Genomic DNA, 25711 nt, shown 5'->3' on the forward strand with positions numbered 1-25711 from the left:
ATCATATATGTTGCGATTTACTGTATTGAAGAGTTTCAAACAGGTATCATTTGTCGGTAACAACCGGCTTAAGGAGGAGTAAATAAATGAACGTAAAGGTAGAAGCATTGGACCAGCACAAGGTCAAGGTAACGGTGGAAGTACCTGCTGCTGATGTAGTTAAAGGTTACAAACAGGCAGTTTCCCGTTTCGCAAACCAGATCAGACTGAAGGGTTTCCGCAAGGGCAAGGCACCGCGCAAGGTACTGGAAATGTATCTGGGCAAGGAAGCTATTGAAGGCGAAGCTAAGGAAATCGTATTCAACCGCGCACTGGAACAGGCACTTCAGGATGAAAAGCTTGTACCGGTAACCCAGCCGGAAGTTAAGGATGAATCTTTCTCTGAAAAGGACGGCTCTACATTTACAGCTACATTCGTTAAGCGTCCGGAAGTTAAGCTTGGCGAATACAAGAACCTGGATGCAAAGCATGCAGAACCAGTTGTAACCGATGACGACGTTATGGCTCAGCTCAAGCAGCTGGCTGAAAACAATGCCCGTCTGGAAGTAGTAGAAGGCGCTGAACTCAAGGATGGCGACTTCGCAATCATCGACTTCAAGGGCACTGTAAATGGCGAAGCATTTGAAGGCGGCGAAGGCAAGGCTTATCCGCTGGAAATCGGTTCCGGCAGCTTCATTCCGGGATTTGAAGATCAGCTGAAGGGTCACAAGGCTGGCGATGATGTAACAGTTAAGGTTACTTTCCCGGCCAACTACTTCGTTAAGGATCTGGCTGGCAAGGAAGCAGAATTCGCTGTACATGTAAACGATGTTAAGCAGAAGGTTCTGCCGGAAATCAACGATGAATTTGCTAAGTCCATCAGCAAGCAGGACAGCCTGAAGGACCTCATGGAAACCATGAAGGCTGAAATGCAGGGCAGAGCAACTTTCCAGGCAAACCAGGCTTATCGTCAGGCACTGGTAGACCTGGCTGTTGCTAACGCGCAGGTTGATATTCCGCAGGAAATGATTGATCAGCGCCTGGATGACATGATCGATGAAATCCGTCAGAATATTGAAGCCCAGGGACATTCCTTTGAACAGTACCTCAAGCAGATTGATAAGACAGAAGAAGATCTGCGTAAGGATTATACAGAAACTGCAGAAAAGAATGTTCGCGAAGGTCTCGTACTCAATGCCATCGCTGACAAGGAAGACATTCATGCAACCGATCAGGACCTGAGCATGGAAGTATTCACCATGGCACAGCAGTTCAATGCTGACCCGAACGAAGTGGTTAAGATTATCCGTGAACAGAACCGTGTAGGTATGCTCATCGATAGCGTAACCAGAAAGAAGGCAGCAAACTTCCTGGCTGAACAGGCTAAGAAGGAAGAAAAGCCGGCAGCTGAAAAGGAAGAAAAGGCTGAAGCTGAAAAGGAATAATTTTCCGGTTTAATTTCATATCCACGCAGAAGGTATTTTCTGTGTACAGAAGGCGCACACATGACGGTGCGTCCTTCTGTGTCTAGTAAAGAAAATAAATTATGTCAGAAAAGACATCAAAATTCATAAGAAAGGAATGATTATATGGCATACGTACCGGTTGTAGTAGAACAGACTGCACATGGAGAAAGATCTTATGATATTTATTCCCGTCTGTTAAAGGACCGCATTGTTTTCCTGGATGGGGAAATTAATGATCAGGTGGCCAATATTGTAGTGGCTCAGCTTCTGTTCCTGGAAGCGGAAGATCCGGATAAGGATATTTATCTTTACATCAACAGCCCTGGTGGTGTAGTTACTGCCGGTCTGGCTATTTACGATACTATGCAGTACATCAAGCCGGATGTATCCACCATCTGTATTGGTTCCTGTGCCAGCATGGCGGCCGTACTTCTTACGTCCGGCGCCAAGGGCAAGCGTTTCGCCCTTCCGCATTCCAATATCATGATTCACCAGCCGCTGGGCGGCGTACAGGGCCAGGCTACGGAAATTGAAATCCACGCCCGGGAAATCCTGAGACTGCGCAAGGAACTGAACACGATTCTGTCCAAGCACAGCGGTCAGCCTCTGGATGTAATTGCTCATGATACAGAACGCGATAATTTTATGACTGCGGAAGCAGCGTTGAAGTACGGATTGATTGATAAGATTCTGGAAAGAAACAATATCGTTACATCCGGTAAATAAGGAGGCTCATTGTGGCAAATAATAAGATGACCCCACAGCCAATTTGCAGTTTCTGCGGACGCACTTCCGATGAAGTAGAGCGTCTCATTGCCGGACCTGGTGTCTATATCTGCAATGAATGCATCGAAGTATGCGATAGCATTCTCAAGGAGGAACATCGTAAGGCGGAAGTGGATTCTGTCAAAGGCATGAAACTTCCTGTTCCACAGGAAATCAAGAAATATCTGGATCAGTATGTAATCGGTCAGGATGAGGCTAAGATTGCCCTGTCAGTGGCTGTGTACAACCATTACAAGCGCATTATGTCACAGTTCCGTAACGATGATGTGGAAATTCAGAAGTCCAATATCATCATGCTGGGACCGACAGGCAGCGGTAAGACACTGCTTGCGCAGACCCTGGCACGTTTTCTCGATGTTCCCTTTGCCATTTCCGATGCCACAAGCCTTACGGAAGCCGGCTATGTAGGGGAAGATGTGGAAAATATCCTCCTTCGCCTTATTCAGGCGGCAGATTACGATATTGAAAAGGCACAGCGCGGTATTGTCTACATTGATGAAATCGACAAGATTGCCAGAAAGTCTGAAAATCCATCCATTACCCGCGATGTATCCGGTGAAGGGGTACAGCAGGCATTGCTTAAGATTCTGGAAGGAACCGTAGCCAATGTTCCACCGCAGGGGGGAAGAAAGCATCCGAATCAGGAAATGATTCACATTGATACCACCAATATCCTGTTTATCTGCGGCGGGGCGTTTGATGGTATGGAACGGGTTATTGAACGACGGATGACCAGAAATACCATAGGCTTTGGTGCGGATATCCATACAAAGGAAGAAAAGGATTCCGATGTGGTACTCAGCCAGGTTCAGCCGGAAGATTTACTGCATTTCGGACTGATTCCGGAATTCATTGGCCGCCTGCCTGTAGTAGTCACACTGAATAAGCTGGACGAAGACGCGCTGGTCCGTGTACTTACGGAACCGAAGAACGCGCTGATCCGTCAGTATCAGTCCCTGCTGGCTATGGACGGGGTGGAACTGGAATTTGAAGATGCTGCCGTCAGAGCCATTGCCAGAAAGGCTATTGCAAGAAATACAGGTGCCAGAGGACTGCGTTCCATTATTGAAAAAATAATGCAGAATGTGATGTTCCAGGTACCAAGCATGCATGACGTCTCCAGGTGCATTGTCACGGAAGAGGTAGTAAGCAGCGGAAAACAGCCTGTACTGGTACATGGCAAAAAGGCAGAACCGGCTGCTTCCCATGCCGCAGCGGATGCTGAAAAAGATACAGAAGCTCCGGGAAATAATGCATAACCAGGTGAAAAACGGAACATATCTGTTCTGAAGTTTTCAGGGGAAGAGGAGGATTTTCAGAATCCTCCTCTTTTTTGCAGAATATTTTTTCAGGCAGAGAATTCCGTTCTCTCCATATGGTACAATAATCACAATGGAGGATTAACTATGACAGATTTGATAAATAAAGAAGGGCTGAAGTTGCCTTTAGTTGCCCTGCGGGATATGGTGGTTTTTCCGCGGGTTTCGACCAGCCTTGATGTAGGCCGCAAAGAATCCGTGGCCGCTGTGCGTAGCGCGGCAGGGAACGACCGTTACCTGATTATGCTGATGCAGAAGACACCGGAAGTGGAAATGCCGCTGCCGGAAGATCTTTACACCATAGGCACGGTAGCTAAGATTGAACAGATGCTTCAGCTTCCTGGCGGTATTATCCGTATCCTGGTGAAAGGGGTATCCCGTGTCCGTGTCAGCGATATAGAACGCAACACAGGACATCTCACAGGGACTGCTGTTGATATAGAGGAAACTCATGAAAATCCGATGGAAGAAGAAGCGTATCGCAGAAATATCATGCATCGGTTCTTCGATTTTCTTCATGAGACCAAACAGGGACTGCCGGATAAGGCAATAACAGAAATCAGAAACATTACCAACCCGGGACATCTTGCGGATTTCGTAGCTTCCCAGATGCAGATGCCTGCCGATAAGAAGCAGAAAATCCTCGAAGACACTGATGTAACGGACAGAATCAAACAGGTTTTCCAGCTGCTGAATGAGGAAATTGAAATCGGGGAGATTGAAACCCGTATCAATGCGCAGGTTCGCAGCCATATGGAAAAGGAACAGCGTGACTATTTCCTGCGTCAGAAGATTAAGAGCATTCATGACCAGCTGGGCGATAATATCTCCGAAGAAGAAGAAGCGGAAGAATATCGTCAGAAGCTGGAAAAGAGCGGTATTCCAAAAGAATACAAGGCAAAGCTCAGAAAAGAGATTGCCCGTCTGGAAACTATGCCGCCTATGATGGCGGAATCAGCCATCATCCGCAATTATCTGGACTGGGTATTTGATATTCCATGGACAGAAGAAAGCAAGGACAATCTGGATCTGGAAAAGACAAAGCAGATGCTTGACGAAGACCATTACGGACTGGAAAAGATTAAGGAAAGAATTCTGGAATATCTCTCCGTACGTATACTGTCCCCTGAATCCAAGGGTCCTATCTTATGCTTTGTAGGACCCCCTGGTGTGGGCAAGACCAGTCTGGCACAGTCCATTGCCCGCGCGCTGGGAAGAAATTTCGCAAGAATTTCCCTTGGCGGCGTGCACGATGAAGCAGAAATCCGCGGACACAGACGTACATACATTGGAGCCATGCCTGGACGTTTCATCGAAGCGATGCAGCAGGCAAAGACGATTAACCCGCTTCTTCTTCTCGATGAAATCGATAAGGTAGGCAATGATTTCCGGGGCGATCCGGCATCGGCGCTTCTGGAAGCACTGGATCCGGAACAGAATAAGGAATTCCACGATAACTATATTGATATTCCTTACGATCTGTCCAAGGTATTCTTTATCGCCACAGCCAATACACTGTCCACTATTCCGGCCGCTCTTCTGGATAGAATGGAAGTTATCAGCCTTTCCGGATATACAGAAGGAGAAAAGCTGGAAATTGCCAAGAAATATCTTGTTCCAAGACAGAGAAAGCAGAATGGCCTGAAGGCAAGTCAGATTAAATTCAGCGACACCCTGCTTCGTAAGATAATCCGGAACTATACCCGGGAAGCCGGTGTCCGTGAACTGGAACGAACCATTGGCTCTCTGTGCAGAAAAGTCGCTAAGAAAGTAGTAATGCATGATGAATCCATGCCTGAACTTTCCGCGCGCACTTATGAGAAGTATCTGGGACCGGTTAAGTATATGCCGATGGCAGAAGAACATCCTTCCGCAGTGGGCCGTGTCAACGGACTGGCATGGACTGCGGCAGGCGGCGAAGTACTGGATACGGAAGCCGTAGCCATTCCGGGGAAGGGTCGTCTGATTCTTACCGGACGTCTGGGCGATGTAATGAAGGAATCGGCAACCGCCGCATATACTTATGTGAAGAGTCGTGCCTCTGATCTGAAGCTGAAAGAGGATTTCTGGGAAAAGCTGGACCTGCATCTTCATTTCCCGGAAGGCGCTGTACCTAAGGATGGACCTTCTGCCGGTGTAACGATTGCCACAGCTATTGCGTCTGCCGTTACGGGACGCAAGGTGCGTAGTGACACCGCTATGACCGGGGAAATCAACCTGCTGGGAGAAGTACTCCCTATCGGTGGTGTGAAGGAAAAGGTACTGGCTGCTGACCAGCTTGGAATCAAACAGGTTCTCCTTCCGGAAAAGAATCGCAAGGATCTGGAAGAAGTACCGGACGATGTAAAGAAGAGAGTGCATTTTGTATTCGTTAAGAATGCGGATGATGTGCTGAAACATGCACTGATGTAATAAATAACCAGAAGCGGTGAAGACAATTCCATAGTCTTTCACCGCTTTTTTGCAGAAGAATTATTTTATTAAGGAGGCGATAAGGATGGGAGAAATTAAGAATATAGAGAAATTTCATATATTTTCCGCGGTATATTATGGGTCTTCCGTAAACTGGAAACAGTTCGCACAGGAAGGAAAAATGGAAATTGCCTTTATAGGCCGTTCCAATGTAGGGAAATCATCACTGACCAATTCCCTTTGCGGCAATAGAAAGCTGGCCCATGTAAGCCGGGAACCGGGGAAAACACGAACAATCAATTATTATGATGTGCAATCACGTAGAACCGTAGACGGGACAGAAGAAAGACAGTCATGGTTCCTGGTGGATCTGCCGGGATATGGATTTGCTAAAACCAGTGGAAAGAATGCAGAAGACTGGTCATCCTTTATAGATGATTACATCATGAATTCACCGGAACTGGCACTGATCTGTCTGCTCATTGATTCCCGCCATCCCGATCTGGATATTGATGAAAAAGCCTATGCGTGGCTTGGTACTTCCGGAGTACCTGTACTGGTCATAGGGACCAAGGGAGATAAGCTGAAGGCCAGTGAAAAGCAGCAGAACCGCCGGAAACTGGCTTCCAATTATCCGTCAGTGTATCCACCGGTCATTTATTCCTCCCTCAAGGGGACCGGAAAGGGTGAGGTGCTCCATATTATTGAATCCATTGTATGCAGGTGATAACTATGAAACGATGGGAACTTTTACTTGCCGGACTCCTCTTATGCTCGTTTCCGGTAAGTGCCTATAATGTATTCGCGCCCAACAGCTTTGAAGATGTGCAGCCTGACTCTTATGCGTATCAGACGCTCAGGGATATGTGCGGACAGGGAAAGATTCCGGGCTATTCCGCTTCCTTTTTTGACAGTGGCCGGAAAATAAGCAGATATGAACTGGCCGGGGTGTTGCAGAGCGCGCTGAAGGACGGTAAGGATTTATCTTCTAAAGATAAAGAGGCACTGCAGCGGCTGAAAAAAGAATATGCCCGGGAGCTGGAAGCGAGAGGATACAAAGAGGACAAACCCAGACAGGACCCAGTACTGGAAATTCACGGAGATGCAAGACTCCGTGAAATCAAAGGGGAGGGGGCGGATGCACGTCTTCGAACCCAGGTGACCTGGCACCTATCTGGAAATACCAGTGTACAGGGACAGGAAACGGTGGAATGACCTGCAGACATCAGATGATGTGTCTGACAAAGTGCGTCAGACCATCTGACTGGGACCAGGACATGCTGGTCTTCTGATAACCCCTGTGGACAAAATAAAATCCGGAAAGGATCTGATAGTTATTTCAGATTCTTTCCGGATTTTTTTTAGGAACAGATACTTACTGATTCTGAGAGAATATTTTATATTTTACTTAGTGGTAAAAGCAGGAATTACACTGCCGTTATACTTCTTGAGGATAAATTCCTTGGCTTCTTCACTGTTAAGCGCCTTGATGAGCTTCTGGAGTTCCGGACGTTTTTCATCACCCTTGCGGACAGCCACGATATTAACGTATGGGGAGTCCTTGCCTTCGGTGAGGATGGCTTTCTTTGGATCCAGCTTAGCGTCCAGTGCGAAGTTCATGTTAACAACTGCTGCGTCTGCATCATCCAGAGCTCTTGGAACCTGAGGAGCTTCCAGTTCACTGAATTTGAAGTGGTGTGGGTTGGAGGCAATATCCTTAGGAGTAGAGGTAAGGGAAGCGCTGTCCTTCAGTTTAATCAGACCGGCACTCTGGAGCAGGAGGAGTGCGCGTCCTTCATTGGTTGGATCGTTAGGAATAGCAATTAATGCGCCGTCTTTAAGATTCTTGATATCCTTAACCTTGTTGGAGTATACGGACATAGGTTCAATATGAACGCCGCCCAGAGATACCAGGTCAAGGCCTCTGTCTTTGTTGAATTCATCCAGATATGGCTGGTGCTGGAAATAGTTGGCATCCAGGCTGCCATCATTCAGTGCCAGATTCGGCTGAACATAATCGTTGAATTCAACAACCTGAAGGTTTACACCTTCCTTAGCCAGCTGATCCTTTACCGCGTTAAGGATTTCCGCATGCGGGGATGGGGAAGCACCGACTTTAATGGTTACCGCCTTATCAGAAGATGCCGGAGCGGAATCGCTGCCGCCGCAGGCTGTGAGAAGACCAGCGCAAAGGGCACCGGCACAGAGAATGGTTAAGAGTTTAGCAGATCTTTTCATAATTCATATCCTCCTTGAATTTCGATTGGATTGTTGTTTCTGTGTTATGTGAATAGGATAGCAGAGTTCACTGATTTTGAAAAATAACGCTTTTACATGATTCGATATAGTTTAAATGCATATCTGAATCACAAACATAACGCAAGAACATATTGACTAAAATCTATATAATCAGAAGGTTTGCCCGGTGTCATAAACTCCTATATAATAAACAGAGTTAATAATTATAACGATAAATGGAATTTCCATTGAGATAAAGGAGAAGAAATGACGGGTTCTGTTTTTACAAAGCCATATACGTCGGCACACAATATTGTCAGTCTGTTGTATGCTGTCGTATTTTTATTGCCTTTTACCCATTTGTTTTATGTTCCGCTGGTGATAGCGCTTCTGCTGGCCCTGTGGCGTGTTAGGGAGCATGGAAAACAGGAACTGCGGATTGGCTCTCTGCGGCAGGCAGGAGCGGCTTTTCTGCTCTGCTCTTTCCTGTCGGTGATTAATTCACCGGATAAGCTGTTCTCTCTGTTTAACTGGTGCTTTCTTCCGCTCATGTACGCGGTCCTGTACATACTGATTGTGACTTACGCGGACAGCCGGGACATACGGAAGAATCTGATGCTGTCCTTTTTTGCAGGCGCGGTACTGGTGATGGTATATGGCGTATGGCAGTATACACATATTATCGATATGGCTACGGATATGGCGGCTCACGACTGGGTGGACGCCTCCCGGTTCCCCATGCTGTACCGCCGGTTTTATTCCACTCTGGAAAATCCGAACCTGTGTGCTACGTATCTGCTTATGATGACCAGTTATAGCGGAGCCTTCTTCCTGTTTGAGAAAAGGAGACGGCAGAAGGGGCTGCTTCTTCTGCTGACGATGGGGCTGGTTGTCTGCCTGGCGCTCACCTATTCCCGGGGGGCCTGGATCAGTCTGCTGTTTATTCTGGCGGTATACGGTCTGGAGTATGATAAACGTCTTTTTGCCCTGCTCCTTCTGGTTCCGGTGATTCTGTTCTTTTATCAGGGACAGGTGGCGGTACGGTTCTTATCTTTGTTTTCCGCCCAGGATACATCCATTGGCATGCGGTTTACCATGTGGAGAAATACCCTTCGCATGATCAGTGACCACCCGCTGCTTGGCTGCGGATGGGGTGCTTATTATCTGGTCTATCCGGATTATGATCTGCTTATCCGGAGGGCGGGAGTCACTATTTTCCATGCCCACAATATGTATCTGTCTGTTATGGCGAATGTGGGGATTCCCGGGGCTATTGCTTATTTCTGGTTTTATTTTGGTCATATCCGCTATGCCTGGAGAGTCTACAGAAAATCGCAGGATACCTTTTATAAGGCCATAGGGCTGGGGACTATTGCGGCGATTACCGCAGTGGCTGTGAACGGAATCGGGGATTATACGCTGTTCAGCATCGCGGTGTCCATGTGTTTCTGGGCTTTAATGGCCATCGGGATGTCTTCCTACGAAGACAGACTGGAGACGGACAACCGCTGATATCATGAGCCGGCCTGAGGGCCGGTTTTTCATTATCACGTGGTGTTAATACAAGGTGAAATGTGTTATAATAATGGCCGATATATCTGGTTAGATAAGATAAAGATTGATATAAAGTAAGTTCATTGAAAACTGCCTTGTGAGGCAGGACAGGTAATGGAGGTACAGATATGGCATCTGTTGATGAAAAGATTAATCTCCTTCATCAGAAGCTGGAACATATTCAGCAGATGGGCGGGGAAAAACAGGTGGAAAGACAGCATTCCCGGGGAAAACTGACAGCCCGCGAACGTTTACATTTGTTATTTGATGAAAATTCCTTTGTCGAAACCGGAGCTTTGAGAAAACATAACTGTCATTATTTCGGACAGGAAAAGAAGGATATTCCGGCAGATGGCGTAGTAACAGGCTATGGTACAGTGGATGGCCGTCTGGTCTTTGCCTTCGCTCAGGATTTTACGGTCAGCGGCGGCTCCCTTGGGGAAGCCCATGCGGCAAAGATTGTTGAACTGCAGAAAATGGCCATGAAGGTAGGTGCTCCGATTATCGGAATGAATGATTCCGGCGGAGCACGTATTCAGGAAGGGGTAGCGGCCCTTTCCGGATTCGGTGATATGTTTATGCAGAATACCCTGGCTTCCGGGGTTATTCCGCAGATTTGTGCCATTATGGGTCCATGTGCCGGCGGTGCAGTTTATTCTCCGGCACTGATGGATTTTGTTTACATGGTTAAGGGAACCAGCCAGATGTTCCTCACCGGACCGAAGGTAGTTGAATCCGTAACCGGAGAACAGATCAGTGCGGAAGACCTCGGTGGCGCCATGACCCATAACAGCATTTCCGGCGTTTCCCAGTTTGCCGCGGAAGATGATGAAGACTGCATTCGTCAGATACGCTATCTTCTTTCTTTCCTCCCGGGAAACAATATGGAAGATGCTCCGGTAGTGGATACCGGTGATGATCCGGCACGTACCGATCCGGCACTGGACCATATTATTCCGGATGAAGCCAACATGGCTTACGATATGTACGACATCATAAAATCCCTGGTGGATAACGGGGAATATTATGAAGTATTGAAGCACTGGGCTAAGAATGCCATTACCGCGTTTGCCAGAATGGATGGTCAGACCGTAGGTGTTGTAGCCAACCAGCCGAAGATGATGGCCGGATGCCTGGACTATAACGCATCCGACAAGATTGCGCGTTTTGTACGCTTCTGCGACTGCTTCAATATTCCGCTGGTAACCCTTGTGGATGTACCAGGTTTCCTGCCGGGAAGTCAGCAGGAACATGCCGGGGTTATCCGTCATGGGGCAAAGATTCTTTATGCATACTGCGAAGCAACCGTTCCGAAGATTACCGTAGTTACCCGTAAGGCTTATGGCGGCGCCTATATCGGTATGTGCTGCCGTCAGCTGGGCGCTGATCAGGTATTTGCATGGCCTTCTGCGGAAATTGCTGTTATGGGTGCCGAAGGGGCAGCCCGCATTATTTTCAGAAAGAATACGCCGGAAGAACGGGAAAAGCTTACAGAAGAATACAAACAGAACTTCGCTTCCCCGTATCAGGCAGCGGAACTGGGATATGTAGATGCCGTCATTGATCCGCAGAATACCAGACCATATATTATCAATGCGCTGAAGATGCTTGCCAGCAAGCATGAAGTACATCCATCAAAGAAACATGGAAGCATGCCTCTCTGATTAATTAGCGAAGAAAGGATGGATGTCAATGAATACAATAATCATGCTTGTCAGTGTACTTAATGCCGCCGTGGCACTGATAGCGCTGTATATGTTCAGCCGGATGCTCAATATATTAAAATCCATGGCTGAACGGGCCGATAAGCCGGCTGATCCGCCAAAGGTGGAAGTCAATGTTCCGCCGAGTGAACCGGTAGTCAATGTGAAGGCAGAGCAGCCAGTTCTTCTTTCGGAATTTAAGGCTGTAGTGGATCAGGCGGTAAGATCCGCGGTTAAGGAAGCGGTTCGAACCGCTGTGAAAGAAGCCTCTGTACCGCAGAGACCGGCCGTCGTCAGGAAGAGCGTGCTTCCTGTACACACTCCGGCCCCGGTTATTAACGGACCTCATAGAAGGGAAACCGTCAATAATGCGCCTGCTCCGGAAGTAGTGGCTGCCATAACCGCGGCGATTGCGGCGATGGGAATAAAAGGGAAAGTGGTTTCCATCCGTCCCCGTACATCGGAACGCTGGAAGAATGCCGGCAGAATAGAAAGTATTTCCGGTGCCAACCGGTTTTAAGCATATAGCAGCAGGGAACTAACCTGTAACAAGTCATAGCAGGAGGAAATAATGAAAAGATTTTCTGTAAAAGTAAATGGTCAGGTATATGAGGTAGAAGTTACAGAGCTGAAATCTGGAGAATCCGCTCCGGCAGCGGCTTATACCGCACCGGCATACAGCCACGCGGCGCCGGCTCCGGCAGCTGCGGCTCCGCTGTCAACCGGGATTGTGCACCCGCAGCCAACAACATACAAGGCTCCGGCGGTAAAACATCATTCCGCAGCGGTAGAAAGAATTATGAAGCAGGCAGCGGCCGGCAAGAGTGAACCGGAAGCTCCTATCGCTCCAGGCGGTTTTGTGGTCAAAGCGCCAATGCCAGGTAAGATTACATTCATGAGCGCTAAAGAAGGGGCCAAAGTAAAGAAGGGCGACGAACTGATGGTGCTGGAAGCCATGAAGATGGGCAATTCCATTACCGCTCCTGTATCCGGAGTTATTAAGTCTGTTAATGTCAAGGAAGGCGACACCGTACTGGGCAAGCAGACTCTGCTGGTTATTGGAGAATAAATGATACCGGCGGACAGGGGACTGTCAGGGCGTTAACCAAAAAAACGTAGAAAATCAGGACATGTTTATGCACGGACATGTCCTGATTTTTTTAAAAGAAGATATGGAAAAGGGCAGAGGAACATTCTGTTTACCGGAATACTCTGTTAGCGAAATATTTCATATTTTTACATTTTACCGTACCTGGATATGATACAATGTGATAACAGGACAAAATCTGGGCATAGAGGAAAGGAGAGCCTGATGAAACGTTATTTCTTTTTTGATATTGATGGTACATTAACTTCACCACTTACCGCCTGTGTGCCTGAAGATACCAAAGAAGCAATCCGGCAGCTGCAGGCAAAAGGTAATTTTGTGGCGCTGGCTACCGGCCGTCTGCAGTGTGATGCTTATCATATCGCGCAGCAGCTGGGGATACGTTCCGTTGTATCTGATGGCGGGAATGGGCTGACTATCGACGGGCAGCTTATTTATCATAGAAGTCTCCCCCTGGATGCCTGCTATGCCTTTCTGGACGATCTGGATGACAGCCAGTATCCCTGGGCCATTACCATTGACAACAAGATGGAAAAACACAGCAGGGATTCCCGTTATATGGACAGAACCGGAGATTCCTATTACCGGAACATCATTCAGGCGGATTTTGACTATCGTACCAGTTCACAGATATTCAAGATGTTTGTTGACTGCCCAAAAGAGGAAGAAGGGCAGATTGAGTTTCATGGGCTCCGGCACGTGCGGTTTAAACGGGATATCCTGCTGATTGAGCCTACAGCCAAGGAAAACGGAATATTTGAAATCTTAAAACGGGAACAGGCCTCAGATGATTCGGTGGTTGTCTTCGGAGATGGCATGAATGACTGTTCCATGTTCAGACCAGAATGGTTCAGCGTGGCCATGGGAAACGCCAATCCTCTGCTCAAAGCGAAAGCCAGCTATGTTACAGACGATGTGGATAAGAATGGTTTATCCAACGCGCTTCGCCGCTTTGGCTGGATTGATTGAAATGGGCCGGGAAAGGCCCTTTTTATATGAGTGGGAATGTATCCTGAAATCCAGACAGAAGGTAAGGGATCAGACAAACTCCGGGAAATACCTGGAGACACGCAGAGTGGGCAGGTCAGCTTTGTAAATTGCAGGCAGAAAGGAATTAGCCATAGTATGGATAATAAACAGGTACTGATTGAAGTCAGTCATCTGACACATATATATGAAACAGAAGGGGAAGCTCCCTTTTATGCATTGCGAGATGTATCATTGCAAATTAACAAGGGAGATTTTGTGGCCGTTATCGGGACAAATGGGTCCGGTAAATCTACATTGGCCCGACATCTGGATGCCATTCTGCTTCCTTCGGAAGGGGATGTCCTTGTAGATGGCCTGTCTGTAAAAAATCCGGATGATGTCTGGAAAATCCGTCAGAAGGTGGGAATGGTTTTTCAGAACCCGGATAATCAGCTGGTGGCATCTATTGTAGAAGATGATGTAGCATTTGGGCCGGAAAATCTCGGTGTGCCCCGGGAAGAAATTATTGCACGGGTAGCTGATTCTCTGAAAAAGGTGGGCATGGAGTCGTATCGCAAACATTCTCCGTCCATGCTTTCAGGTGGGCAGAAGCAGCGTATAGCCATTGCGGGTGTTCTTGCCATGCATCCGGAATGTATAGTTCTGGATGAACCTACAGCCATGCTGGATCCATCCGGAAGAAAAGAAGTTATGGAAACTATTCATCGTCTGAATAAGGAAATGGGGATTACCATTGTCCTCATCACTCATTTTATGGAAGAAGCGGTAACCGCGAATCGGGTTGTGGTAATTCATAAGGGACAGATTACCGCCGATGGAACTCCGGAAGACGTATTCTCCAAAGTGGAGGAAATGAAAGCCGGTGGACTGGATGTTCCGGTCCCTACAGAACTTTCATATAGACTGGCACAGCTGGGGCTGCCGATTCGGGGAGATTGTATGACCAATAAAGAACTGGGAGAAGAGCTATGTCGATTCGTGTTGAAAAAGTAAACTATATATACGGAAAAGGAACTCCTTATGAAAGAAAAGCACTGGATGGAGTGAATCTGGAAATTCATAAAGGGGAGTTTGTCGGAATTATAGGGCATACGGGCAGCGGCAAGTCCACTCTGGTACAGCACCTTAATGGTCTGCTGCATCCTTCTGAAGGACGGGTTACCGTGGATGGTGTGGATCTGGCCGGAAAGGATAAGGAAACTATTGCGAAAAGACACTCCGTGGGAATGGTATTTCAGTATCCGGAACAGCAGCTGTTTGAGGAAACCGTAAAAAAGGATATTGCCTTTGGACCGACCAATATGGGGCTTGACGAAGGCAATGTGGAAAGACGGGTACGGCAGGCTATGGAATTCGTCAGGCTGGATTATAATACCTATGCAGAACGGTCACCATTTCGGCTGTCCGGCGGTCAGCAGCGACGAGTAGCTATCGCAGGGGTTATTGCTATGCATCCTGATTTCCTGATTATGGATGAACCGTCTGCCGGGCTGGATCCAGTGGGGCGTATGGAAATATTTTCCAGGGTAAAGGAATGGTTTGAAAAAAAATATTTCTCGGTTATTCTGGTTACCCATAATATGGATGATATCGCCCGCCTGGCCACACGTCTGCTGGTTATGCATAATGGACGGGTGGCTATGGATGGAAAACCTATGGATATATTCCTGAACCATCGGAAGGAGCTCCAGGCGTGCGGAGTGGATGTCCCACCGCTTACCGATACGTTGCTTTACCTTAAGAATCAGGGGATTCCGGTTCCCGAAACTGCACGTACCGTGCAGGAAGCGGCAGAAAAAATGGCGGATATGTTGAAAGGAGATACTCATGCTGACTGATATTACACTGGGGCAGTATTACCCGGGAAACTCCTTTCTTCACCGGATGGATCCACGGGCAAAGATTATATGTACCATGATTTTTATCACGGCTATATTTATTGCTGAATCTTTCTGGTCATATCTTCTGGTTACTGCTTTTTTGCTTATGACCATTTCCGTATCGGGAGTTCCCATAAAACTGATAGTAAAGGCGATAAAGCCATTGTGGTTCATCCTGGTATTTACATTTATTATTCATCTGTTTACAACACCGGGGACGACGTTGTTTTATGCAGGGATAATTCATATTACCCGCGAAGGCATTATTCGTGGGACCTATATGACACTGCGGCTGGTTTACCTGATTGCCTTTTCGTCCTTGCTTACTTACACTACCAGTCCGATTGTATTGACAGATGGCATAGAGGCGCTTCTTACCCCGTGGAAACGGTTTGGTGTTCCGGCCCATGAACTGGCTATGATGATGTCTATTGCGCTTCGCTTTATTCCTACGCTTCTGGAAGAAACAGACCGTATTATGAAAGCACAGGCATCCCGTGGTGCAGATTTTACTACAGGAAATCTGATGCACAGGGCCAAAAGTATGATTCCGGTGCTGGTGCCGCTGTTTATTTCCGCATTCCGTCGTGCCGATGAACTGGCTACCGCCATGGAAGCCAGATGTTACCGGGGTGGTGAAGGCAGGACAAAGATGCACCAGCTTCAATATACGGGGCGGGATAGCATTGGATTTGCGGCCGTTGTGGCGGTTACTGCACTATTGATTGGAATGCGTATAATGAGCTGAAAATAAGGATGTTATGAAAAGAAATATATGGATTACCGTTTCCTATGAGGGGACAGCCTATGCAGGGTTTCAACGACAGCCGGTCGCTATGACTGTGCAGAAGGCCATTGAAGAGGCATTGCTGCAGATTACCGGGGTATCGACTACACTGTATTTCGTGGCGCGTACTGATGCAGGGGTACATGCCTGGGGGCAGGAATGCACATTCTATACAGAATCCCGTGTACCGGGAGATAAGTTTAAATATGCATTGAATGCCATTTTGCCACGGGATATTCGTGTCCGTGAAAGCCGGGAGGTAGCTGAAGATTTTTCCGTAAGACGTATGAATTATGGAAAAACGTATGCCTACAATATATGGCAGGACAGGGATGTCTCTCCTTTTATGCGGCGATATGTGTGGGCGCTGGGGAGAGAGCTCAATGTGGAAAAGATGCGGGCAGTGGCCGCCAAACTGGTGGGACGCCATGATTTCACTTCGTTTAGAGGTAATAATTCGGTGCCATCGGATCCAGTAAGAAATCTTATGGATATACGCATAGAGGCAAAAGGACGACTCATCCGTATCTATGTCACGGGCGAAGGATTTTTGTATCATATGGTACGGAATATTGCCGGCGCACTGGCTGACGCCGGTCAGGGGAAACTTTCACCTGAAGAATTAGTAAATATACTGAAAGCCAGGGACAGAAGAAAGCTTGGCGTTACAGCACCTGCAGAGGGACTCTGTCTGTTGCAGGTGTATTTTGAACCGGTTACCGAATCGGATATTAAGGCGACACTGGCACAGGATTACTGGCCATGGACGAGATAAGAGGTCCATGGCCTTTTTCTATGGATGAATTTACGGTATGATTATGTTAAAATCAAATAGAACGATTTAATCATTTGATTGAAGGGAATAAAATGACAGCAGAAGAGCGAATAGTGATGGTTGCCAGGGAACTGTTTCTGAATCATGGATATGAATCGGTTTCTCTTCGGGACATAGCGAAGGAAGCGGATGTAGCTCCTTCCGCGATTTCTTATTATTTTGGAAGCAAACAGGAATTATATGAAGAACTGTTTCCTGATAAAGCGGCGGAGGAACCGACTTCTGTTCAGGAAAAGATAGAATATGCAGCTCTGTCTTTGTTTGCCGATATGGGATATGAGCGGGTCACAATCCGGGATATTTCACGCAAGGCCGGAGTAAACAGTGCGTCTATTTCCTATTATTTTGGGGGAAAGATGAATCTGTACATGACCATCCTGCGGGTAGGTGCAGAACGAATCAAAGAAAGATTGGAACGACAGAAATGTCATTTTCGAAACCCACAGGATGTAATTCATTATCATATACAGGCACTGGGAGAGTTACTGGTTATGTATCCGGAAGCCATCCGGATTATGCAATGGGAGCTGGTTAATCCTACGGAACCATTTAAAGAGATATGGAATACGCTATATCGCCCGTTATTCAGTGATATTTATTGTGCACTCGAGGAAGGAATTTCCAGGGGGATTTTCCGAAAAGAAATAAATCCGCGGTGTGCATGTATTTTATTTATTAATATGATTTTTAATTTTTTCACAATAAAAGGAAACCAGATGATTGATGGGATTATGGGGGCAGAGGAGAGTATTTCTCAGGAAGATTACTTTAAGGAGGTAGAAGACCTGGTTGTGAATGGTATTCTGATAGCTGAAGATGGAGGAATGAAATGAAAACAATTACAAAAGCAGGTGCATTTATTCTGGCCGGAGTGTTCCTCCTGACTGCGGGATGCGGGAATAATGAAGTGGAGACTCAGCAGAGCCCGCTGGTTAAAACGATTACTGTAGGAGAAAAGGATTCGGAAAATGATACCACTTTTTCCGGTACCGTCCATGGATATTATGAATCTCCACTGGCATTTCAGGTTAGCGGTCAGATTACCAATCGATATGTACAGGCTGGGGACAGGGTCAGAGCGGGACAGCCGTTGTTCCGTGTAGACTCCCGGGACGCGATGGATCAGGTAGATGCAGCAAGAAGTTCAGTGATTTCTGCACAGGCATCTTATAAGCTGGCAAGCTCCACGTTATCACGCTATAAGGCGCTGCATAGGGAAAATGCCATATCTGACCTGGCCATGGACCAGACACAGAGCCAGTATGATGTGGCTGCTGCGCAGCTTCAGCAGGCAAAGGCAACACTGAGCCGCTCCCAGAACAATCTGGGGTATACTACGCTTCGAGCTGATAGAAACGGAGTTATCGGGTCTACCATGTATGAAGTCGGGCAGGTGGTCTCTGCAGGAACTCCTGTGGTACTGGTAGTGGATGACCGGCAGAAGGAAGTACATATTTCCTTAACGGAAAAACAGTACAATCAGTATTCTGTGGGGATGCCGTGTACCGTAACTTTCTGGGCGCTTCCTAATGTGATGGTACATGGGGTTATTAAAGAGAAGGCTGCATCACCGGATGCGGCTACAGGAACTTATGATACCAAGGTTTCTCTTGCAGACTGCCCGGCCGAAGTTACTCTTGGCATGACCGCGCAGGTCAGCATGGACGATAATCTCAGTGGAAATAAATCTGTAGTTATACCGCTTACGGCAATAGCCACACAATCCAGCCAGCCCAGTGTATGGGTAGTAGAAAATGGACGGGTGAAGCTGGTGAAGGTTACTGTAGGAAAATATGGAAATGACTCTGTAGAAATAACCTCCGGACTGAAAAGTGGGGATAAGGTGGTTACGGCAGGGGCTTCCAATCTGACACAGGGAGAAGAGGTTCGCGTATGAAGGATTTTAACGTAGCAGAGTGGTCGATTAAGCACGTTCAGATTGTCTTTTTCTTCATTCTTGCTATTTTAGTCGGCGGGTTATGGTCATATTTCAATCTTGGGCGCAGCGAAGATCCGAATTTTACAATCCGGACCATGGTGATTACCGTGGCCTGGCCGGGAGCTTCACCGGAGCAGATAGTAAAACAGGTGACCGATCCGTTGGAAAAAAATCTGCAGGATACCCGGGATTTGGATTACATAAAATCCTTTACGCATGATGGGAAGACGGTAATTTATGTCTATCTCAAGGATTCTGTTCCCGCGTCAGAGCTTCAAAAACATTGGACCGAGGTTCGCAACTCTGTAGAGGATATGTGGAGTCAGCTTCCTTCCGGGGTAGTGGGACCTTACATCAATGACCGGTTTGACGATGTGTATGGCACCATTTATGCAGTGACCGGGGACGATTACTCCTATGAAGAAAAGCGAAAGTATGCAGAAGATATAAGGCAGAGGCTTCTTCGTGTGCCGGATGTCCAGAGGGTGCAGCTTCTGGGAGTTCAGCAGCAGATGATTTATGTGGAGATGAACCAAGATAAACTGGCATCGATGGGGATAAGTCCTGATTCTATTTTTCAGATTATCCAGCAACAGGGAACCATGATGCCATCGGGGACCATTCATACCGATACGAGGAACATAGCCATTCGTGTAGAAGGACTTCTGGGGACACCGGAAGCGTTGGAAAATCTGCCTGTACATGTAGGGAACCAGACTTTCCATCTGGGGGATATAGCTCAGGTAAAACAAACGTATACAGATCCTGCATCCTCCATGATGTACTATAATGGAAAGCCTGCAATTGGTATTGCGGTGTCTATGACGCCCGGTGGCAATAATCTGACGCTTGGGGAAAACCTTCAGAAAGCGGTGGAGGAAATGAAACCCAACCTGCCGCTGGGGCTTAATGTGTCCCTCGTAGCGGATCAGCCCAAGGTGGTTAATGATTCGATTTCTGAATTTACTGAGTCGCTGATTGAAGCCATAGTGATTGTTATGGCGGCCAGCTTTATCTCGCTGGGGATGCGGAGTGGTGTGGTACTTGCCCTTTGCATTCCTGTAGTGGTATGTGGTTCGTTCCTCTTTATGGAATTCAAGGGAATTGACCTGCAGCGTGTATCTCTGGGGGCACTTATTGTATCGCTTGGGATTCTGGTGGATGATGCCATCATTGTCATTGAAATGATGCAGGTAAAACTGGAGCAGGGATACAGTCGTATGGAAGCGGCACAGACAGCTTATCGTTCATGTGCTGCCTCCATGCTGGCGGGTACACTGATTACTATTGCCGGGTTTATTCCCGTTGGTTTTGCACCTGGTAAGACCGCAGAGTACACAAACTCTCTGTTCTGGGTCATCGGGGCTACGCTTCTGATTTCCTGGCTTGCCTCTCTCTTTGTTTCTCCTGTTCTGGGGTATCAGATGATACAGGTGCATAAAGAAAAGAAGAAAAAGGGAAAACTGGGGGATCGTCTGTATCAGATTTTTGATCGGTCAGTCCGCTGGTGCATCCGGTATAAACGCACAGTTATGCTGGCTACAGCCGGTGGGTTTGTGCTGACAATGCTGTTAATCCCGCTGGTCAAACAGGAGTTCTTCCCGGATTCGGTGCGGCCGGAAATTATTTTTGATGTGGAGTTGCCGTCAGGAGCCTCTATTCAGGATACGCAGCGCGTTCTTGGCGGGATGGCAGATATGCTGTATGGAGACAAGAGGGTATCTTCCTTTGCTTCTTATATCGGTGAAAGTGCACCGCGTTTTATTCTTCTTTTTGACCCCAAAGCACCGGATAATAGTTACGGGCAGATGATTATCGTAGCCTCTGATCAGGAATCCCGGGATACGCTGCGAGCTGAATTAACTAAAAAGATAGCCATGCAGTATCCTTCGGTGCGAGTACATTCCCGGCTGATTCAAACCGGGCCGCCGGCAGAATATCCGGTTATGTTCCGCATCAGTGCCAATACGCAGGCACAAACCGTGGCATTGGCACAGAAAGCTCTGGCAGAAATGAAGACGGATCCACGCATCCGGAATGCAAGTATCGACTGGCCACAGGAAACTCCATCGGTTAGAGTGACGGTTGATCAGGATAAGGTGCGTACATTGGGAATCGATAATTATGAAGTATCCCGGAATCTGTATGTACAGCTGTCAGGATATAAGGTGTCGGAATCCTATCAGGGGGATCAGCTGGTACCGATTTCCTTTAAACTGGAAGGTGATAACGCATCTCGGTTGGATAAGCTGGCTACACTTCCTATTTATGTGGGGAATGGGCGCTATGCCCCGTTGGGGACTTTTGCTGACATCTCATATGAAAATGAAATCAGTACAATCTGGCGTAGAAATCTGCAGCCTACCATCACATTGAGTGCAGAGGTCATCCCGGGAGCCAAAGGGGATACAGTAGCTTCAGATCTGTATAACACCACGTTTAAGAGTTTCCGTGAACATCTTCCGGAAGGGGCATCACTGGAAAAAGGGGGCACTCTGGAATTATCCGATGAATCGTTACAGGATCTGATGAAGCCGCTGCCCATTATGATTTTCTTCATCCTGGCAGTGCTCATGTTTGATCTGCAGGATATTCCAAAGATGGTAATGGCGGCAATCACGGGTCCGTTGGGACTGATAGGAGCCATCCTGACATTGCTTATCACCAGGCAACCTATAGGATTTATGTCTATTATCGGAATGATTGCCATTTCCGGGATGGTCATCAGGAACAGCATTATTCTGCTTGATCAGATTAAGCAGCATCTCAATCTGGGGATGACGCCCTATGAAGCTGTGGTAAGTTCCGCGGCGTTGCGATTCCGTCCGATTATGCTTTCTTCGGGAACTGATCTGCTGGGGATGGTTCCTTTGATTCCTAACCCATTCTGGGCGCCTATGGCGGTGTCCTTCATTGGAGGGCTTATGTTGGCTACAGCGATTGGACTCCTGGTACTTCCGGCCATGTATTGCTGGTGGTATAAGATTGATGAACCAAAGGTCCAGGGGGAAGACGCTGATAACTGATTGGAAAAGGAGAGAACCTGGAACTGTGATGGCACACTTTCCAGGTTTTCTTATACAAGGGTTATCATGCGGAGGAAAACGGGGATAGTATTTTGCTGAAATATATTTTTTAACGTGACAAGAATCAGAAAAGGGGGTATTCTCCCTGCGCAAGTAGTGTTATAATAAGTAATACGTGTTGTAGATTTTTTGACATTTCCAGGGGGAAATAGAACGAATGATTAGAGAAGATATCAGAAATATCGCTATCATTGCCCATGTAGACCATGGTAAGACCACATTGGTTGATGCAATGCTTAAACAGAGCCATATTTTCCGTGAAAACCAGAAGGTTGCTGAACGAGTAATGGACTCCAATCCACTTGAACGTGAAAGAGGAATTACCATTCTGGCAAAGAATACTTCCGTTATGCATAATGGGGTAAAGATTAACATTGTTGATACCCCAGGGCATGCTGATTTTGGCGGAGAAGTAGAACGAATTCTGAACATGGTTGATGGCGTTCTGCTTCTGGTTGACTCTCATGAAGGCCCAATGCCGCAGACTAAGTATGTATTACGCAAGGCACTGGAACATCATCTGAAGCCTATTGTAGTTATTAACAAGATTGACCGCCCGGATCAGCGTGTCAGCGATGTAGAAGGTGAAATCCTCGACCTGTTCATTGAACTGGAAGCTGATGATGACCAGCTGGACTTCCCGCTTATTTATGCATCTGCAAGAGATGGTATTGCCAAGTACAGCATGGATGATGACAGCAAGGATCTGACCCCTCTGTTTGAAACCATTATTAAATACTGCCCGGCTCCGGAAGGAGACGACAAGGCACCATTCCAGTGCATTGTTACCACACTGGATGCTGATGAATATCTGGGCAAGGTAGCCATTGGACGTATCACCAGAGGCACAGCCCGCCAGGGTATGCCGGTATGCATTACTGATGGAGAAAAGACCAGAAAAGACTATCTCGGCTCTCTCTTTACATGGGTCGGTATGAAGCGTACTCCGGTACAGGAAGCTAAGATGGGCGATATTATTGCTATGGCCGGCTTCAAGAATATCACCATTGGTGAAACCGTAACTGACGCAGATCACCCAGATGCACTTCCACGCATTAAGATTGATGAACCGACTCTGTCCATGATTTTCCGTGTAAATAAGAGTCCTTTTGCTGGCCAGGAAGGCGATTTCGTAACCAGCCGTCATATCCGTGCCCGTCTGCAGAAGGAAATTGAAACGAATGTAGCACTTCGCGTAGAAGATACGGATACTTCCGATGCATTTAAGGTTTCCGGCCGTGGTGAACTTCACCTGTCCGTACTGATTGAAATGATGCGCCGTGAAGGTTTCGAACTGGAAATTTCCAAGCCGCATGTAATTTATAAGGAAATTGATGGCAAGAAGTGCGAACCAATTGAACATCTTACTGTTGAAGTTCCGCAGGAATACATGGGCGCCGTTATGGAAGGTCTTGGACCGAGACGTGCGGAAATGGTTTCTATGAATGAACTGGCTGGCTACATGCGTATGGAATTCTCTATTCCGGCCCGTGGCCTTATCGGTTTCAGAAATGAACTGCTTACCACCACTCGCGGTACAGGCATTATGTATCATGTATTTGAAGGCTATGCTCCATACAAGGGCGATATCCCGGGACGTACACGTGGTTCCCTGGTTGCTTTCGAAAATGGTACAACTACCGCTTATGGTCTGAACTCTGTTCTTGACCGTGGCGAACTCTTCATCGAACCGGGCACAGAAGTATATGAAGGTATGATTATCGGGGAAAATTCCCGTGAAAACGATATGGATGTAAATCCATGCAAGAAGAAGCACCTGACCAATACCCGTGCCGCAGCTTCCGATGAAGCTATCAGACTTCCACCATGCCGTAAGTTCACACTGGAAGGTGCACTGGAATGGATCAATGATGATGAACTGGTAGAAGTTACACCAAAGAGCATCCGTATGCGTAAGGCAGTTATTTCCAGACAGGAAAGATATAAGACTGCAAACAAGAAAAAGAACAAGTAAGTTGTAAGAAACTTATGGATATCCGGGAAGAGTTGTCTTTCCGGATATTCTTTTGCAGGGAGAGATGAGTATGAATGATTCGGGCTATGGGCAGAAACTGCTCTACCTTATAAAAAGGCTCGTCATGAGATATATTGGGGATGACGTAGGCGCACTGGCTGCAGAAACCACATATTATCTTATCCTTGGGGTGATTCCTTTCCTGATTTTTATGGTGAACAGTATTCTGTTCTTTGCTGCGCCACAGATTCATACGATTATCGGGCTGCTCCAATATCTTCCTCAGGATATGGCGGTCAGTATGGAACACAACATCTATCGCATATTGTCCCAGCGAAGCAGTATCTGGTTGATTGGCGGTTTAATTGCCGCCGTCTGGTCGGCTTCTCAGGGGGTAGACGTAATTATACGATCTATCGATAAGGTGTTCTTTACTGACAGGAATAAACAGTCATGGCTTATAGTGAAGACGAAGTCGATTGTGTTCACTCTGATGATTTCCTTTGTCATGATTCTGTCCCTTGGGCTTATGGTATTCGGTAATGGGGTGGTTTACGCACTGGACTACTTCTTTACACTGCCTCCGGTATTTCTTAAAATCTGGATGATTACCAAGTATGGCATCCCGTTTACCTGCCTGGTTATCTCGTTGTCCGTCTTTTACCGTTTTGCGCCGGAAGAAAACCATTCCTCATGGAAACTCATACTGCTGGCATCGTTTATTGTGACATTGATATGGTTAATGCTCACCGCAGGGTATGGCTATTATATTCTGCAGATTTCCCACATGGGTATCACCTATGGGTCCCTTATTGGGCTGGTTGTGCTGTTCATCTGGTTTCATCTGGCTTCCATCGTCATCATCATGGGCGGTGAATTCATCATGGCCTGCCATGAAGTGACCGAGTACTTCTCAAATCCGCAGGTTATTGATATGACGGATGAAAAATGAGCGGTAAAATTGCATAAGGAATTGAAAACAGCATATAATAACCTGATTTCATAAACAGTCGAAAAGGACTTTGTACTCAGCAGAGACAAAGTCCTTTTTCTGTGGGGCTTTTTATGGGTGTAAAATAACGGACATAATCTTATCGTATTTAAGCGACAGGAATCAGCAGATTATTCAAAGTTTCTTTTACAGTGAATGTAATGCAATACATTCAGAATTTTTTTCGAGCGGCTGATGAAGACAGCGGTGACCCTGTTTCTGTCAGCTTTAATGCTGACGCCCTGGATATAGGCAGTTCCAAAGCTGCAGATTGGGTTTTCCTATTTCATCTGGCATAATGCGGCCAGATGTTCAAAGCTATAGAGAAACTCTTCTACAGGATACCGATTCTGACCGTCTTTCCGGTAATGGTCCTCGCCACAGCCAACAGTAAATGAAAGAAGGCGATGTTTCCCTTTCAATGCGTTTCCTTTTGAACCATGGGCAAATACCTTTTCAAACCGGCTTCACAGACAATTTTGCTTCTAATGAAATCATTGTTCCCAGTATTACTGCGGAGGAAGTGTTTGCCAGCCTGCTGGATACATGCATATGGCCGACCTATTATGACAATGTGGACGATGTTTATTTCTACCCTCATGATGGCCCGGTGCTGAAAAGTCATAGAAAATGATGAGATATATCAGCTTACAGGAATATTCC

The 25711-nt window shown here is 47.0% G+C and carries 23 protein-coding genes; 21 read left to right on the forward strand and 2 right to left on the reverse strand.

Features of this window, described 5'->3' with window-relative positions; translation table 11 throughout:
- Nucleotides 1-86: 86 nt before the first annotated feature.
- The 6 genes from tig (at nt 87) to BLQ79_RS01820 (ending at nt 7177) form a co-directional block, all read left to right on the forward strand.
- On the forward strand, nt 87-1424 hold the full coding sequence (gene tig / locus BLQ79_RS01795; protein WP_091363219.1) for a trigger factor: 1338 nt from the start codon (nt 87-89) through the stop codon (nt 1422-1424).
- A gap of 144 nt (nt 1425-1568) precedes the next feature.
- Nucleotides 1569-2171, forward strand: a complete 603-nt coding sequence (gene clpP, locus BLQ79_RS01800) for an ATP-dependent Clp endopeptidase proteolytic subunit ClpP (protein ID WP_091363221.1) — start codon at nt 1569-1571, stop codon at nt 2169-2171.
- An 11-nt stretch (nt 2172-2182) separates the two neighbouring features.
- Nucleotides 2183-3490, forward strand: a complete 1308-nt coding sequence (gene clpX / locus BLQ79_RS01805) for an ATP-dependent Clp protease ATP-binding subunit ClpX (RefSeq protein ID WP_327020061.1) — start codon at nt 2183-2185, stop codon at nt 3488-3490.
- A gap of 147 nt (nt 3491-3637) precedes the next feature.
- Nucleotides 3638-5962 carry an endopeptidase La gene (gene lon, locus BLQ79_RS01810; RefSeq protein ID WP_091363223.1) on the forward strand — a complete coding sequence of 775 codons (2325 nt, stop codon included), beginning with the start codon at nt 3638-3640 and terminating at the stop codon, nt 5960-5962.
- Between the two features lie 85 nt (nt 5963-6047).
- Nucleotides 6048-6689 carry a ribosome biogenesis GTP-binding protein YihA/YsxC gene (gene yihA, locus BLQ79_RS01815; RefSeq protein WP_091363225.1) on the forward strand — a complete coding sequence of 214 codons (642 nt, stop codon included), beginning with the start codon at nt 6048-6050 and terminating at the stop codon, nt 6687-6689.
- 5 nt (nt 6690-6694) lie between these two features.
- Nucleotides 6695-7177, forward strand: coding sequence for a hypothetical protein (locus tag BLQ79_RS01820; protein ID WP_091363227.1), 483 nt, complete (start codon nt 6695-6697; stop codon nt 7175-7177).
- 189 nt (nt 7178-7366) lie between these two features.
- On the opposite strand, the gene BLQ79_RS01825 is transcribed toward BLQ79_RS01820, so the two are convergent.
- Entirely contained in the window at nt 7367-8200 is an 834-nt protein-coding gene (locus BLQ79_RS01825; RefSeq protein ID WP_091363229.1) for a MetQ/NlpA family ABC transporter substrate-binding protein, read from the reverse strand.
- Between the two features lie 267 nt (nt 8201-8467).
- On the opposite strand from BLQ79_RS01825, the gene BLQ79_RS01830 reads away from it, so the two are divergent.
- The 14 genes from BLQ79_RS01830 to BLQ79_RS01895 all read left to right on the forward strand — a co-directional run bounded on the left by BLQ79_RS01830 (nt 8468) and on the right by BLQ79_RS01895 (nt 25009).
- Entirely contained in the window at nt 8468-9712 is a 1245-nt protein-coding gene (locus tag BLQ79_RS01830) for an O-antigen ligase family protein (RefSeq protein WP_091363231.1), read from the forward strand.
- Nucleotides 9713-9882: 170 nt separating this feature from the next.
- Entirely contained in the window at nt 9883-11418 is a 1536-nt protein-coding gene (locus BLQ79_RS01835; protein ID WP_091363233.1) for an acyl-CoA carboxylase subunit beta, read from the forward strand.
- Between the two features lie 28 nt (nt 11419-11446).
- Nucleotides 11447-11977: a hypothetical protein gene (locus BLQ79_RS01840; RefSeq protein WP_091363235.1), complete on the forward strand. Its 531-nt coding sequence runs from the start codon at nt 11447-11449 to the stop codon at nt 11975-11977.
- Between the two features lie 51 nt (nt 11978-12028).
- A complete protein-coding gene (locus tag BLQ79_RS01845) occupies nt 12029-12526 on the forward strand; it encodes a biotin/lipoyl-containing protein (protein WP_091363237.1) in 498 nt (165 codons plus the stop codon).
- A 243-nt stretch (nt 12527-12769) separates the two neighbouring features.
- Nucleotides 12770-13534, forward strand: coding sequence for an HAD-IIB family hydrolase (locus BLQ79_RS01850; protein WP_091363239.1), 765 nt, complete (start codon nt 12770-12772; stop codon nt 13532-13534).
- 156 nt (nt 13535-13690) lie between these two features.
- Nucleotides 13691-14548 carry an energy-coupling factor transporter ATPase gene (locus BLQ79_RS01855; protein WP_091363288.1) on the forward strand — a complete coding sequence of 286 codons (858 nt, stop codon included), beginning with the start codon at nt 13691-13693 and terminating at the stop codon, nt 14546-14548.
- Complete coding sequence (locus BLQ79_RS01860; RefSeq protein WP_091363241.1) at nt 14524-15393, forward strand: energy-coupling factor transporter ATPase; 870 nt, start codon at nt 14524-14526, stop codon at nt 15391-15393. Before BLQ79_RS01855 ends, BLQ79_RS01860 begins: the two co-directional genes overlap by 25 nt.
- Nucleotides 15383-16183 carry an energy-coupling factor transporter transmembrane component T family protein gene (locus BLQ79_RS01865; RefSeq protein ID WP_091363242.1) on the forward strand — a complete coding sequence of 267 codons (801 nt, stop codon included), beginning with the start codon at nt 15383-15385 and terminating at the stop codon, nt 16181-16183. The genes BLQ79_RS01860 and BLQ79_RS01865 overlap by 11 nt, the downstream gene beginning before the upstream one ends.
- 13 nt (nt 16184-16196) lie before the next feature.
- On the forward strand, nt 16197-16997 hold the full coding sequence (gene truA / locus BLQ79_RS01870; RefSeq protein ID WP_091363244.1) for a tRNA pseudouridine(38-40) synthase TruA: 801 nt from the start codon (nt 16197-16199) through the stop codon (nt 16995-16997).
- Between the two features lie 92 nt (nt 16998-17089).
- Complete coding sequence (locus BLQ79_RS01875) at nt 17090-17890, forward strand: TetR/AcrR family transcriptional regulator (RefSeq protein ID WP_091363246.1); 801 nt, start codon at nt 17090-17092, stop codon at nt 17888-17890.
- Complete coding sequence (locus BLQ79_RS01880) at nt 17887-18954, forward strand: efflux RND transporter periplasmic adaptor subunit (protein WP_091363248.1); 1068 nt, start codon at nt 17887-17889, stop codon at nt 18952-18954. Before BLQ79_RS01875 ends, BLQ79_RS01880 begins: the two co-directional genes overlap by 4 nt.
- Entirely contained in the window at nt 18951-22022 is a 3072-nt protein-coding gene (locus BLQ79_RS01885; protein WP_091363250.1) for an efflux RND transporter permease subunit, read from the forward strand. Before BLQ79_RS01880 ends, BLQ79_RS01885 begins: the two co-directional genes overlap by 4 nt.
- A gap of 217 nt (nt 22023-22239) precedes the next feature.
- A complete protein-coding gene (typA, locus tag BLQ79_RS01890; RefSeq protein ID WP_091363251.1) occupies nt 22240-24057 on the forward strand; it encodes a translational GTPase TypA in 1818 nt (605 codons plus the stop codon).
- 70 nt (nt 24058-24127) lie between these two features.
- The gene (locus BLQ79_RS01895) at nt 24128-25009 is read left to right on the forward strand and encodes a YihY/virulence factor BrkB family protein (RefSeq protein WP_091363253.1); all 882 of its coding nucleotides are present in this window, start codon (nt 24128-24130) and stop codon (nt 25007-25009) included.
- Nucleotides 25010-25329: 320 nt separating this feature from the next.
- Here BLQ79_RS01895 and BLQ79_RS08130 read toward each other — a convergent pair whose 3' ends face one another.
- The gene (locus BLQ79_RS08130; protein WP_143270046.1) at nt 25330-25470 is read right to left on the reverse strand and encodes an NADPH-dependent FMN reductase family protein; all 141 of its coding nucleotides are present in this window, start codon (nt 25468-25470) and stop codon (nt 25330-25332) included.
- On the opposite strand from BLQ79_RS08130, the gene BLQ79_RS08295 reads away from it, so the two are divergent.
- Nucleotides 25443-25682 carry a hypothetical protein gene (locus tag BLQ79_RS08295; RefSeq protein ID WP_200779808.1) on the forward strand — a complete coding sequence of 80 codons (240 nt, stop codon included), beginning with the start codon at nt 25443-25445 and terminating at the stop codon, nt 25680-25682. The genes BLQ79_RS08130 and BLQ79_RS08295 overlap by 28 nt on opposite strands.
- The last annotated feature ends 29 nt before the right edge of the window (nt 25683-25711 follow it).

It is taken from the genome of Dialister histaminiformans (genome assembly GCF_900103425.1).
In the GTDB taxonomy this organism is placed as follows: domain Bacteria; phylum Bacillota; class Negativicutes; order Veillonellales; family Dialisteraceae; genus Allisonella; species Allisonella histaminiformans.